The organism is Ensifer sp. WSM1721 (assembly GCF_000513895.2).
Taxonomy (GTDB): domain Bacteria; phylum Pseudomonadota; class Alphaproteobacteria; order Rhizobiales; family Rhizobiaceae; genus Sinorhizobium.
In genome coordinates, this window is record NZ_CP165782.1 from 3,640,669 (window position 1) to 3,654,006 (window position 13,338).

Below are 13,338 nucleotides of genomic sequence, written 5' to 3' on the forward strand. Positions count from 1 at the left end.
TGTTGGCACCGGCTGCGCTCGCCGAGCGAGGGGTGCGAGCGGTGTTTATTCGCCGGATATGTCATGATCAATATCAGCGCATGCTGAATCTGCGGTAAACACTATTCGGATTTTCAACTGCGGCAGAACTGCAACAATGTTGCTTCGAGGCCACAGGGGACGTCATAGAAAAATGCCGCCGGCGAGGGCCGGCGGCGGAAAAGTCGCGTTTACGATGGCTCAGGCGGAGCGCCCGGTGCCCGTGTACTGTCCCTGCGGGCGATAGCGCACCAGATAGGTGGGCAGGATCGGATCGAGCATCGTCGGCTTGATGCCTATGCCGGCAAGCGTCCGTCCCTCGGCCTCGGCCTCGGCGGAGACGACATTGTCGGTTTTCAGCAACACCACCTGATCGGCCGTGAGCGGCGGCGTGATGAAGGGCACGAGCGAGGCGACGCTTCCCATGAGCGACGCGATGCCGAAGGGGATCGACACGAAGCGGCGCTTGCGGTCGATCGTCTTCAGCGTGATCTCGAGACACTCGCGGAAGGAGAGCACCTGCGGCCCGCCGAGTTCGTAGATCGTGCCGCCCTTGAGCTTGCCGTCGACGGAGCGGGCAACGGCCTCGGCGACATCGGCCACGTAGACCGGCTGGAACTTCGTATGGCCGCCGCCGACGAGCGGCAGGACGGGCGACAAGCGTGCCATGCCGGCGAACTTATTGAAGAAGTCGTCCTCGGGCCCGAAGATGATAGATGGGCGCAGGATGACTGCCTCAGGGACGGTTTCGAGGATCGCGATCTCGGCCCGGCCCTTGGTGCGGGCGTATTTCGATTCGGAACTCGTGTTGGCGCCGATCGCCGAAATATGCGTCAGCGTCGCACCGGCTGCACGGGCTGCTTCCGCGACGGCCCGGGCACCGAAGTCCTGTACCGCGTCAAAGGTGTTGCGGCCGCTCTCGAAGAGCACGCCGACGCAGTTGATCACGTGGTCGGCACCCTCGACGGCGCGATCGACAGACGTGCGATAGCGCAGGTTAGCCTGAACGAAGGAAATCTGGCCCATAGTGCCAAGCGGTTGAAGATGGCCGGCGAGATCGGGCCGGCGCACGGCGACGCGAATGCGATAACCACGTTTGGCAAGCGCGCGTACCACATGACGGCCGACAAAACCGGATCCGCCGAAAATCGTCACCAGCGGCGGAAGGTTGGACAAGGTCATGGGAAACGCGCTCCTGATGTCAATGGGAAGAATTGCTTGCTACATAGCCCAAGCGGCGGGCGACGTGAAGGCCAATCCGCGCACACCCGCGGGGCGTCTTTCGTCGCGCCCAGGAGGCCAGAACCGTAGCCGTCAGACGCCCTCCACGACGACCATTTCGGCATCGGCGACCTCCTGGCGGATCGCCGCGGCAATCTGGTATTCCGAGGAATTGTAACAGTCGATGGCCGCCTGCAGCGAGGGGAATTCGATCACCACGTTGCGAGTACGGACGGCGCCCTCGAGCCGATGAAATTGCCCGCCACGGGCGAGGAAAGTCGCGCCGTATTTCTCGAAGGCCGGCTTCGCGGCCGCCACGTAGTCCTTGTAGCGTTCGGGGTCTCTTATATCGACCCGAGCGATCCAGTATCCCTTGGCCATTGATGAGCTCCTCGTCTTTCGCGAAAAAATACAGACGGGATCGTTACTTCCGGCAAATTGCGGCCAAGGTCAAGCGTGCGCGCTCGCGCGCGATGCGGGAACATGCGACGCCTCGCAACCAGATCAGGCGGGGAGGGCGCTGTCCATTTCGGCGAGGATCGCGCGGCTTGCAGCGAGCGGATCGGGCGCTTTGACGATCGGGCGCCCGACGACGAGGTGGCTCGATCCGGCGCGGATCGCCTCGGCAGGCGTCATCACCCGCTTCTGGTCGCCCTTGTCGGCGCCGGCGGGCCGGATGCCGGGTGTCACCAGTGCCATGCCCGCACCGATGATCTTGCGCACCGCGGCCGCTTCTTCCGCCGAGCAGACGATGCCGCCCATGCTGGCGGCACGGGCCTGTTCGGCACGGCGCAAGACCAGCGTGTGCGGATCGTATTCGTAACCGGCGTCGATCACGTCCTGCTCGTCCATCGACGTCAGCACAGTGACGCCGAGCAGGCAGAGATCGGAACCCTTCGCCGCTTCGACGGCCGCCTTCATCGCCTTGGGATAGGCATGCAGCGTCAGCATCGACATGCCCATCCTGACGATGTTCTCGACGCCCTTGGCCACCGTGTTGTCGATATCGAGCAGCTTCATGTCGAGGAAGACCTTCTTGCCGTCAGCGGCGAGATCACGCGCGAATTCGAGGCCACCGGCAAAGGCGAGCTGATAGCCGATCTTGTAGAAGACGACCTCGTCACCGAGCGTCGAGACGATCTTCTCGGCTTCGCCGATCGTCGGAAGGTCAAGGCCGACGATCAGCCGGTCGCGTGCGCTTGTGGTCATGTCGAAGCTATCCTTGCCAAAACTCCATCGGCGTCCAGTCGCATGTGACGGTGCGATCGGCAAGATGGAAAGCGAAGAGATTGCCGCCGCCCGGCAATTGGTCGGCACTGCGGGCGATCGCCCCACCCGTCATCCGGCATTTGAGCAGGGTCCCGACGCCGCCGTGGCCGACAAAGGCGATGGGAACAGCCGGGTCATGGCGGTCGAGTATGTAGGACACGGCTTTCCAGATGCGCGCCTGAGCATCGACGGCACGCTCCCATCCCCTGAAGCTTTCATCGGGATGCGCAAAGAACCAGTCGGCCGCCTTCTCGAATTCCTCCGGCGCCAGAAAGCCGGTCGAGGAGCGGTCGTTTTCGCCCATCTCCCCGTCCGTCTCGACTCGAATGTCGGCGGCCTCCGCCAGGATCGCCGCCGTTTCGATCGCCTTCTTCTCGGTGCTGGAAACGATGCGGCCGAGCAACCGCACCCACGGCTGTCTTGCCGTGGCGTACGTCCGCTCCCTGCCAAGATCGGAGAGGCCCCATTCCGGCACGGGGACCGTCGGATCGATCGTTACTTGCGGATGGGTGAGATAGAGACCGAACACCACTAAGTCGCCGCCGATTTAGAGATAAAAAACACGCAGCCGTTCAAAGCGCTACGGCGACCTTCGTACGTGTGAAGGACGCACGGCGCCGTAGGGTGCCTCAATGCGTCTTGCGATAGATCCAGAGCTGAGCCGGCGGAATGTTGCGAACGACAAAGTCGAAATGTTGGATGCGGTAGCGATCCGGCATGGCGACGACCGGCGACAGCGGGCCATAGGAGATCTGCACCACGGGCCGGCCGAAGGGGATGCGCGAAAGCAGGTCATCGATCAGCTCGACGCGGCGGTGCATCGGGAAGTTCAAGAGCGGCACCGCGGAGACGACGCAATCGAATTGCTGATCCTTCAGCGGCCCAAGCGTGCGCGAGAGATCGAAGGCGTCGCCATTGATGAATTGCACGCCGTCGAAACGTGCCTTGAGGTGGTTGAAGAACTCGGTGGAATACTCGACCGATACGAGCTTTTCGGGTGCGATGCCGCGCTCCAGGATCGCCTTGGTGATGACGCCGGTTCCCGGCCCAAGCTCGAGCACCGGCAGTCCGGAATTCGGGTTGATGATGCTGGCCATGCGGCGCGCCGTGATCGAGGACGTCGGCAGGATCGCGCCGACTGCGCGGGTGTTATGCATCCAGCCCTTGAAGAAGCGGATTTCTTCGTCGAATTTCCGGCCGAATTTTTCCTTCACCTTCAAGTGCAAACGCATCGAACCCCCTCACCGTTACTTTGCAGATGTGCGCTCCTTATCCCGATTCGGCAGGCTACGTGAGCGCTTTCGTTATAATGTGCTCCCATCTGCGGCAAAAACAAGTCTAGCTGCGTCTAAAAGCGACAACTAATCGACAAAGCGCGACAGTCGAGTCCATGAAAAAGCCCGCCTTGTGGCGGGCCTTTTTCGATGGGGTGCTGTGTCAAACGCGCATCGGCATCAGCACGTAGAGCGCGTCCTCGGCGGCAAGATCGCGCACGAGCGTCGGCGAACCGGGATCCGCCAGCAGGAAGACCGCGTCGGTGCCGGTGAGCTGCGCGGTGATGTCGAGGAGATATTTGGCGTTGAAGCCGATTTCGAGCGGATCGCTTTCGTAGCCGACCGGCAGCTCTTCCGTTGCGCTGCCGGAATCCGGATTGTTGACGGTAAGTGTCATCTGTCCCTCGGCAAGGGCGAGCTTCACGGCACGCCCGCGTTCGGAGGAAATCGTCGAGACGCGATCGACCGCTTGCGCGAAGGACTGGCAATCGACGCGCAGTTCCTTGTCGTTGTTGGCGGGGATCACCCGCTGATAATCCGGGAAGGTGCCGTCGATCAGCTTCGAGGTCATGACAATGGAGCCGATCGTCAGACGGATCTTCGCGTCCGAGACCTCAACCGTGACCATGACGTCGGGATTGTCGAGTAGCTTCTGCAACTCGCTGACGGTCTTGCGCGGAATGATGATGCCCGGCATGCCCTCGGAACCGGAGGGGGCCACGACATCGGCGCGGGCGAGGCGATGACCGTCGGTCGCGACGGCGCGCAGCTTCAGGTCCCCTTTGCTCTCGACCGTGTGCATGAAGATGCCGTTCAAGTAATAGCGGGTCTCCTCCGTCGAGATCGCGAACTGCGTGCGGTCGATCAGCATCTTGAGATCGGTCGCCTTCAGACGGAACGAATGCGAGAAGGATCCGGCGGTCAGGTCCGGAAAATCGGATTGCGGCAGGCACTGCAGCGAGAACTTGGAGCGGCCGGAGGCGACCGTCATCGCCGTGCCTTCCGCATTGCTGGCAAGCAGCACTTCCGAGCCGTCCGGAAGCTTGCGGACGATGTCATAGAGCAGGTGCGCCGGAACGGTCGTTGCGCCCGCCTGTTCCACCTGCGCCGGCGTCGCTTCGGTGATTTCGAGATCGAGGTCCGTCGCCTTCATTTCGAGGCTGGCGCCGTCCGAGCGGAGCAGCACGTTCGAAAGGATCGGAATCGTGTTGCGCCGTTCGACCACACGGTGGACATGGTTCAGCGATTTCAGAAGGTTGGACCGCTCGAGAGTAATGCGCATGGGATGCTACCGCTTTCAACCATCGCCGGGCGGACGAGGCGCCCGCCGCAGCATCAACTGCGTGTGATCCGGCCGGTGGCCGGAGAGATGTGGACGGGCAAAATGGCAGATAAATCGCGGCGAAAGCAAGGGCTTTCGCAGGCGTTTCCCCAAATCGCGGGGGTGGTTGTTCACGCCCACCCTTGCCCTGGCCCCGTCGCTCACTCATAAAGAGCGCGAACCGGCAAGTCGGGCATGATCGGGAACTTGGGCATTGGAAAAGCAACAATCGGCCGCAGCGGCGGAGAAGGACGGGCAGCGCAGCTACCGCCTTCATAATGCAACTGTTCCCGCGCGCCCGCTGGAGCCCGCCCTCTATCTTGTCGCTACGCCAATCGGAAATCTCGCCGACATTACTCTACGGGCCCTGGAGACGATCGCCGGCGCCGACGTGCTCGCCTGCGAGGACACGCGCGTGACGCGCGTGCTGCTCGACCGCTACGGCATCGTCAACCGACCCTTCGCCTATCACGAGCACAATGCCGCCGAGGCCGGGCCGCGGCTGATCGCGGCGCTCGCCGAAGGGAAATCCGTGGCGCTCGTTTCCGATGCCGGCACACCGCTCGTCTCCGATCCGGGCTATCGCCTGGCGCAGCTCGCAATCGACGCCGGTCACCGGGTCGTGCCCGTTCCGGGACCGTCGGCGCCGCTCGCGGCCCTTGTCGGGTCGGGGCTTCCAAGTGACGCCTTCCTCTTTGCCGGCTTCCTGCCCACCAAGGACAAGGCGAAGCGCGACCGGCTGGAGGAACTCGCTGGCGTGCCGGCGACGCTTCTCTTCTTTGAATCGCCACACCGCATCGCCGCGACCGTCGCCGCCGCCGCCGAGGTTCTCGGCGAGGACAGGAAGGCTGTCGTCTGTCGCGAACTGACCAAGGCCTTCGAGGAATTCCGCCGCGGTACGCTCGAGGAGCTCAAGGCCTTCTATGACGAAGGCGCCAGCGTCAGGGGCGAGATCGTGCTGGTGATCGGCCCGCCGCAGGCAAGGCCCGCGCCGGAGCAGGCGGATGTCGACACACTCCTGAAGGCGCTCGCCCGTGACATGCCGATGGGCAAGGCTGCGACGGAAGCCGCTCGCCGCACGGGTCTCGCTCGCAAGGAGCTCTATGATCGGCTGCTCCAGCTCAAGGACAGCAATGAAGACTGAGCGACGACCGGACGCCGGCAAGCTGAAGGCGCTGAAACGCGGGCTTTTCGCCGAGTATCGCGCCGCGCTCTGCCTGGTGCTCAAGGGCTACCGCATCGTCGCCATCCGCTATCGCACCAAGCTAGGTGAGATCGACATCATCGCCCGGCGCGGCGATCTCGTTGCCGTCGTCGAGGTCAAGGCCCGCGGCAGCTTCGACGACGCAGTCTTCGCCGTTTCCGACACGGCACAGCGGCGGATCAGAGCTGCAAGCGATGTCTGGCTTTCGCGCCAGGCGGATTTTCACCGCCTATCGGTGCGCTACGACATCGTTGCCGTCATGCCTTGGCGTTGGCCGCGGCATCTGCCGGACGCTTTTTGACCCTGAGCGGGATCATGGAAAGTGTGCGCGATTTTCCGCCGCATCCCGCGACGGAGCGTTTTCGGCAATTTTGTAATCATCCGGACATAAAAGCGTAACGGGCCTGTCATTGAACGTCACTAGTCCACTCCCACCGCAACCACGGTGGAGAGGGACCCAGACATGCTCAAGAAGATTTCGCTTGCAGCCGTTGCTTTTGCATTTTCCACGACGACTTCGCTTGCCGCGACCAACATCACCTGGTGGCACGGCATGGCCGGCCGCAACGGCGAGGTGATCAACGAGGTCGCCCAGAAATTCAACGCGTCCCAGAGCGCCTGCGCGCTGACCCCAGTCAGCAAGGGGACCTATGAAGAGGCGCTCGCCTCCGGCATCGCCGCCTTCCGTTCGGGCGAACAGCCGAACATCCTGCAGGTCTTCGACGCCGGTGCCGCAACCATCATCAACGCCAAAGGCGCCGTCATCCCGGCGGAAGACCTGATCACCAAAGCCGGTTACAGTTTCGACCGCGGCGCCTTCATCGATGGCGTGCGCTATTTCTATGCCGACAGCGAAGGCAAGTTCGTCGGCATGCCGTTCAACTCCTCGGCTCCAATCATGTACATCAACGACGAGGCTCTGAAGAAGGCCGGCGTCGAGGCGCCGAAGACCTGGGAAGAGTTCGAGGCGATCGCTCCGAAGCTGAAGGAAGCCGGCTACATCCCGCTCGTGCAATCGCAGCTCACCTGGCAGTTCACCGAGAACTTCTTCTCGCGCAACAACATCCAGTTCGCCACCAACGACAACGGTTACGACAGCGTCGTCGACACCAAGCTCAAGGTCACCGACCCGAACCTTCAGATGATGTTCGAGAAGCTGAAGACCTGGAAGGACGAAGGCTACTTCGCCTTCTACGGCGCCGGCTGGAACGACAACCAGAAGGTCTTCGAAGAGGGCAAAGCCGCCTTCTGGGTCGGCTCCTCCGGTTCCTTCGGCGGTCTGCAGAAGACTGCGAAGGTGCCGTTCTCCGCGACGTTCCTGCCCTATTGGGGCTCGATCAAGGGCGCCGGCACCAATTCCTTCATCGGCGGCGCCGCGCTCTTTGCCATGTCCGGCAAATCGGACGAGGAGAACAAGTGCGTCGCCGACTTCTTCCAATTCCTGACCTCGCCGGAGATCCAGTACTTCTACCACAAGGCGACCGGCTACGTGGCGATCACCAAGGCTGCCTACGAGCTCGCCCAGAAGGACGGCTACTACAAGGAGAAGCCTGTCGCCGAAGTCGGCATCAAGCAGCTCCTGCTGCCCGCCGGCGAATGGTCGAAGGGCTACCGTCTCGGCTTCTATCCGCAGATCCGCGAGATCATGGAGCGTGAATACGGCCGTATCTTCTCCGGTGAAACGACCGTCAAGGACGCCTTCGAGACCATCGAGCGCGAAGGCAACGAGCTGCTCGCCCGCTTCGCTAAGACGACCGGCTGATCAATGAGTCAGGCGAACCCCTCACTTCGGGCCTCTCCCCACGCAAGGGGGGAGGTAAATGCCGCGGACGGCGGACCGTCTCTTCTCCCCGCCGGCGCGGGAAGAAAGTGGCCCGCGGACTGGAGGAGGGGTGCGCCTGGCGACCATGGGCAGCAGACGACCGCCAAGCGCGTACAGTTTTCCTCGCCCTTTCTGCCTTATCTCTTCCTCGCGCCGCAGCTCGCCATCATCTTCGTTTTCTTCTATTGGCCGTCGGCTCAGGCGATCCAGTCATCCTTCTATCTCGAGGACCCTTTTGGCTTCGGCTCCACTTTCGTGGGATTGAGCAATTATGCCGACGTGGTGAAATCCACCGAATATCTCGGCATCGCGCGCTTTACGGCCATCTTCACCTTCCTGGTGACCTTCTTCGCGCTGTCGATTGGTCTCCTGCTCGCCGTCAAGGCGGACGGCGTTATCCGCGGCAATGCCGCCTACAAGACGCTGCTGATCTGGGTCTACGCCATCGCGCCGCCGGTCGCCGGCCTGATGGGCATGATGTTTTTCGACCAGCATATCGGCCCGATCGTGAAGCTCGCGGCCTGGTTCGGCTGGGATATCAAAGTTGGGCTCGACTATTTCGACACGGCCTTCGCGATGATCGTCGTCTCGGTCTGGAAGCAGATTCCCTATAATTTCATCTTCTTCCTGTCCGGGCTGCAGGGCATCCCCGCTTCGGTGCGGGAGGCGGCGGCGCTCGACTGCCGTTCGGGACTGCGCCGCTTCTGGACGGTCGTGCTGCCGCTGCTCGCGCCAACCGCCTTCTTCCTGCTGATCATCAACGTCACCTACGCGCTCTTCGACACCTTCGGGGTGATCGATGTGATGGTGAAGGACAAGGCGGCCAACAACCCGATCACCCTTGTCTACAAGGTTTACATGGACGGCTTCCGCGGCAATGACCTCGGCGGCTCTTCGGCGCAATCGGTGATCCTGATGGTCATCGTCCTGGTACTGACCATCTTCCAGTTCCGCTTCATCGAGCGGCGCGTGCACTATAACTGAGGCGATGGGCCATGCAGCGCACGAAAATCCTCGACCACATCATCCTCTTGATCGGCGTTTTCATCATGGTGGCGCCGGTCGTCGTCGCCTTCACGACTTCGACCCATGAAGCCGCCGACATCCACAGCAACGGTCTGAGCCTCACCTGGGGCGGTCGTTTTGCCGAGACCTACGAGACCGTGCTGACGCGCGAGGGCGGTTTCACCGGCAAGGTCACCGGCTTTAACATGATGATGAATTCGATGATCCTCGGCCTCGGCTTTGCCGCTGGCAAGATCGTGCTCTCGATGCTCGCGGCCTATGCGATCGTCTATTTCCGCTTTCCGCTGGCGACCGCGGCCTTCTGGGTCATCTTCACGACCCTGCTCTTGCCGCTCGAAGTGCGCATCCTGCCCTCCTACGAGGTGATGAACACGCTGAAGCTGACGAACACCTATACCGGGTTGATCGTGCCTCTGCTCGCGTCTGCGACCGGCACCTTCTATTTCCGCCAGTTCTTCAAGTCGGTGCCCGACGAATTGCTCGAGGCGGCGCGGATCGACGGTGCGGGGCCGTTCAAGTTTTTCATCGATGTCCTGGTGCCGCTCTCGCGCACCATGATGGCAGCGATCTTCATCATCATGTTCGTCTACGGCTGGAACCAGTATCTCTGGCCGACCCTGATGACGACGGACGAGGGCTTCTTCACGCTGGTGCGCGGCATCAAGCAGATCCTGCTCGTCTGGGTCGGCTCCAATATTCCCGATTACAACGAGGCCTTTGCACTGGCGATCCTCGCCATGCTGCCGCCAGTGATGATCGTGATCATCTTCCAGCGCTGGTTCATCAAGGGCCTGACCGAAAGCGATAAATAGAGCATTTCCAGGCGAAGTGTGCAGCGGTTCGCCGTCCGGAAATGCGAAGAACAAAGAGTTGGAGCGGAACGAGAGAAGGGCGACGTGGGTTTGCCGGTCGCCCGCCCCGCAGTCCTTAAACGGAGGCAGCCAATGGCGGCGATCGATATCGCAGAGGTCTCGAAAATCTACACGGGTGGCGTCGAAGCGGTGAAATCCGTCTCGATCGATATTGCCGATGGCGAGTTCATCGTGCTCGTTGGCCCATCCGGCTGCGGCAAGTCCACGCTGTTGCGCATGGTCGCGGGGCTGGAGACGATTTCGAAGGGCACGGTGAAGATCGGCACGCGGATCGTAAACCAGGTCGATCCCGCCGAGCGCGACATAGCCATGGTCTTCCAGAACTACGCGCTCTACCCGCATATGACTGTCTACGACAATCTCGCTTACGGCCTCAGGAACCGGAAGACGCCGAGGGCCGAGATCGACGCGCGCGTCGCGGAAGCCGCGCGAATGCTGGAGATCGAACCCTATCTCGACCGCAAGCCCCGGGCGCTCTCGGGCGGCCAGCGCCAGCGCGTCGCCATGGGCCGGGCGATCGTGCGCAAGCCCGCCGCCTTCCTCTTCGATGAGCCGCTCTCGAATCTCGACGCGAAACTCCGGGTTTCGATGCGTGGCGAGATCAAGCGCCTGCAGAAGCGTCTCGGCACGACGTCGCTCTATGTCACCCACGATCAGCTCGAGGCCATGACGCTCGCCGACCGGTTAGTGGTGCTGAACGGCGGGCGCATCGAGCAGATCGGCCGACCGCTCGACGTCTATCACGCGCCGGCCTCGACCTTCGTCGCGAGCTTCATCGGCTCGCCGGCGATGAACCTGGTCGAAGGCACGCTGGAAGGTAGCAGGCTGCACATCGGCACGCATGCAATCGAGCTCGACTACCCAGCCCCGGCGGCAGGTCCCGTGACGGTCGGTCTCAGGGCCGAAGACCTGCGCCCTGCCGCGGCCGGTGAGCAGGCACTGCTCTTTCGCGTCGACTATATGGAGGAACTCGGGGCGCAGCGCCTGGTGCACGGTGCGGTCGAAGATCAGGCGCTCACCGTGGCGCTCGCTCCGGAGATGCCACTCGCCGACGAACTCGCAATCACCATTCCAGCCGACCGCCTGCATTTCTTCGCCGCTGACGGCAAGCGCCTCCACCGGCAGGAGACGGCGGGCCTCGCGTCTGCCCCCAGGCAAACCGTCAATCCGGAGCCGGCACTATGATCGAAGAGACCGTAACGACGCTTCCCGTGCCCTCGCAGGAGACCCGCGAAGGCTTTTCCCGGATCGAGCGCAGCATAGCCGCCCATGATGAGACCATGGCGCGGCTCGAGGCGATGAATGCGGTCGAGATCGGCGGTTCTGCTTCCGCCGACGCACCGCTCGCCTTTCCCTTCACGGTCGCGGCATGGAACCTCGAACGCTGCCTCTTCCCCGAGGAGAGCGCCGGACATCTCCGCGCCACCGGCGCGTCGCTGGTGCTGCTTTCGGAGATGGACAATGGCATGGCCCGCACCGGTCAACGCCATACGACCGCAGAGGTCGCGGCCGCGCTCGGCATGCAATATGTCTATGGCGTCGAGTTCATCGAACTCGGATTGGGGTCCGATACCGAGCGCGAATTCTGCAAGGATGACGTCAACGAGAAGGGCTTCCACGGCAACGCGCTGATGGCGTCCGTTCCGCTCAGCCGGCGCTTCCTCGTGCGGCTCTGGGGCGAGCGCCTGTGGTTCATGGATGGCGGCGACCAGCCGCGCGTCGGAGAGCGCCTCGCGATCGGTGGCCTGGTCGAAACCGAGGCCGGCCCGTTCGTCGCCGTATCCACGCATCTCGAGAGCGCCACGACTGCCGCCTATCGCGAACGCCAGGTGAAGGAACTGATCGATGCGGTGGATGCTGCCTTCCCCGGACTCCCCGTCCTCATCGGCGGCGATCTCAACACCGGCAACCATATAGGCGGCGACTTCGAGGCCGAAGGGCTCTTCCCGATGAGTGCCGCTCGCGGTTTCGCCCGGCACGGCGGGCCGATCGACCAGATGACGACGCGCCCGAGCCTGATCACGCGCTGGCCGAAGCGGGCGATGAAGCTCGACTGGTTTCTCGCGCGAGGTCTCGAGGTCGGCGAGAGCCGCATCGTTCCTTCGCTCGACGCCTCGGGCCGGCCGCTTTCCGACCACGATCTCATCACCTGCGTCGTCGACGGTTTCGAATAGCCTCCGCCCTCCTTGCTTAACCACGCCGCGCATTCTACATGTTGCGGGCTTTTCTGCGGTGCCGCCCGCTCGGGGGCTGGGCGCCCGCTGTAGCACTTTGAATTGCTGTATAATTCCAGCTCGAACCGAGGCCGGTCCGAGGAATTATTCGGTCGAGGTCCAATCGGGAACGGAAAGATGGCAGGAATCGTCAACGTCGGGGTCCAGATGGACCATGTTTCGGGCATCACCATCGCGGGCGACTCGACATTCGCGATGAGTCTGGAGGCGCAGGCCCGCGGCTATCGCCTGTTCCACTATACGCCCGACAAGCTGTCGCTGCGTGATGGCAAAGTCTATGCGACGGTGCAGCACATGACGCTGCGCGATATCAAGGGCGATCACTTCACGCTCGACGAGCCGGAGCGGGTCGATCTTTCGACCATGGACGTCATCCTGCTTCGCCAGGACCCGCCCTTTGACATGGCCTATATCACCTCGACGCATCTTTTGGAGCGTCTCCATCCGAAGACACTCGTCGTCAATGATCCGGCCTGGGTCAGGAACTCGCCGGAGAAGATCTTCGTCACTGAATTCCCGGACCTGATGCCGAAGACGCTGATCACCCGCGATGCCAATGAGATCGCCCGCTTCCGCCAGGAGATGGGCGACATCATCCTGAAGCCGCTTTACGGCAATGGCGGCGCAGGCGTGTTCCACTCGACGCGCGACGACCGCAATCTTTCCTCGCTGCTCGAAATGTTCGGCCAGATGTTCCGCGAGCCTTTTATCGCCCAGGAATACCTGCCTGCGGTCCGCAAGGGCGACAAGCGCATCCTGCTCGTCGATGGCGAGCCGGTCGGCGCCATCAACCGCGTTCCGGCCGAGCATGATGCCCGTTCCAACATGCATGTGGGCGGGCGGGCCGAGGCGACCGAACTCACCGGCCGCGAGAAGGAAATCTGCGCTCGCATCGGCCCGGCGCTCAAAGCCCGCGGCTTCCTCTTCGTCGGTATCGACGTGATCGGCGACTATATGACCGAGATCAACGTCACGTCGCCGACCGGCATCCGCGAAGTGAAGAAATTCGGCGGCGCCGACGTCGCGAGCCTGCTGTGGGACGCAATCGAGAAGAAGCGCGCCTGATTGCGGCAGCCG

General features: G+C 62.7%; 14 protein-coding genes. 8 read left to right on the plus strand and 6 right to left on the minus strand.

Annotated elements, in window-relative coordinates; all coding sequences use genetic code 11:
• Positions 1-219: 219 nt before the first annotated feature.
• From M728_RS17535 to dnaN, 6 genes are all read right to left on the minus strand, one after another.
• Complete coding sequence (locus M728_RS17535) at positions 220-1,200, minus strand: complex I NDUFA9 subunit family protein (protein ID WP_026622062.1); 981 nt, start codon at positions 1,198-1,200, stop codon at positions 220-222.
• 132 nt (positions 1,201-1,332) lie between these two features.
• A complete protein-coding gene (locus M728_RS17540) occupies positions 1,333-1,620 on the minus strand; it encodes a DUF1330 domain-containing protein (protein ID WP_026622061.1) in 288 nt (95 codons plus the stop codon).
• A gap of 123 nt (positions 1,621-1,743) precedes the next feature.
• A complete protein-coding gene (gene pyrF / locus M728_RS17545) occupies positions 1,744-2,448 on the minus strand; it encodes an orotidine-5'-phosphate decarboxylase (protein ID WP_026622060.1) in 705 nt (234 codons plus the stop codon).
• Positions 2,449-2,455: 7 nt separating this feature from the next.
• Positions 2,456-3,037 (minus strand): histidine phosphatase family protein, encoded by a 582-nt coding sequence (locus M728_RS17550; RefSeq protein ID WP_026622059.1) that lies wholly within the window; start codon positions 3,035-3,037, stop codon positions 2,456-2,458.
• A 100-nt stretch (positions 3,038-3,137) separates the two neighbouring features.
• Positions 3,138-3,740 (minus strand): phospholipid N-methyltransferase PmtA, encoded by a 603-nt coding sequence (pmtA, locus tag M728_RS17555; protein WP_026622058.1) that lies wholly within the window; start codon positions 3,738-3,740, stop codon positions 3,138-3,140.
• 205 nt (positions 3,741-3,945) lie between these two features.
• Entirely contained in the window at positions 3,946-5,064 is a 1,119-nt protein-coding gene (gene dnaN, locus M728_RS17560; protein ID WP_026622057.1) for a DNA polymerase III subunit beta, read from the minus strand.
• A gap of 253 nt (positions 5,065-5,317) precedes the next feature.
• Between dnaN and rsmI the strand changes: the two genes are divergently transcribed.
• From rsmI to gshB, 8 genes are all read left to right on the plus strand, one after another.
• Positions 5,318-6,247, plus strand: coding sequence for a 16S rRNA (cytidine(1402)-2'-O)-methyltransferase (rsmI, locus tag M728_RS17565; RefSeq protein ID WP_026622056.1), 930 nt, complete (start codon positions 5,318-5,320; stop codon positions 6,245-6,247).
• Positions 6,237-6,608 (plus strand): YraN family protein, encoded by a 372-nt coding sequence (locus M728_RS17570; RefSeq protein ID WP_026622055.1) that lies wholly within the window; start codon positions 6,237-6,239, stop codon positions 6,606-6,608. The genes rsmI and M728_RS17570 overlap by 11 nt, the downstream gene beginning before the upstream one ends.
• 162 nt (positions 6,609-6,770) lie before the next feature.
• Positions 6,771-8,069, plus strand: coding sequence for an extracellular solute-binding protein (locus tag M728_RS17575; protein ID WP_026622054.1), 1,299 nt, complete (start codon positions 6,771-6,773; stop codon positions 8,067-8,069).
• Between the two features lie 3 nt (positions 8,070-8,072).
• Positions 8,073-9,113 carry an ABC transporter permease subunit gene (locus M728_RS17580; protein WP_156943507.1) on the plus strand — a complete coding sequence of 347 codons (1,041 nt, stop codon included), beginning with the start codon at positions 8,073-8,075 and terminating at the stop codon, positions 9,111-9,113.
• A gap of 11 nt (positions 9,114-9,124) precedes the next feature.
• Positions 9,125-9,967, plus strand: coding sequence for a sn-glycerol-3-phosphate ABC transporter permease UgpE (gene ugpE, locus M728_RS17585; RefSeq protein WP_026622052.1), 843 nt, complete (start codon positions 9,125-9,127; stop codon positions 9,965-9,967).
• A gap of 132 nt (positions 9,968-10,099) precedes the next feature.
• Positions 10,100-11,212 (plus strand): sn-glycerol-3-phosphate import ATP-binding protein UgpC, encoded by a 1,113-nt coding sequence (locus M728_RS17590; protein ID WP_026622051.1) that lies wholly within the window; start codon positions 10,100-10,102, stop codon positions 11,210-11,212.
• Positions 11,209-12,201: an endonuclease/exonuclease/phosphatase family protein gene (locus M728_RS17595; protein WP_026622050.1), complete on the plus strand. Its 993-nt coding sequence runs from the start codon at positions 11,209-11,211 to the stop codon at positions 12,199-12,201. The genes M728_RS17590 and M728_RS17595 overlap by 4 nt, the downstream gene beginning before the upstream one ends.
• Positions 12,202-12,378: 177 nt before the next feature.
• Positions 12,379-13,326, plus strand: coding sequence for a glutathione synthase (gshB, locus tag M728_RS17600; RefSeq protein WP_026622049.1), 948 nt, complete (start codon positions 12,379-12,381; stop codon positions 13,324-13,326).
• Positions 13,327-13,338 lie beyond the last annotated feature (12 nt).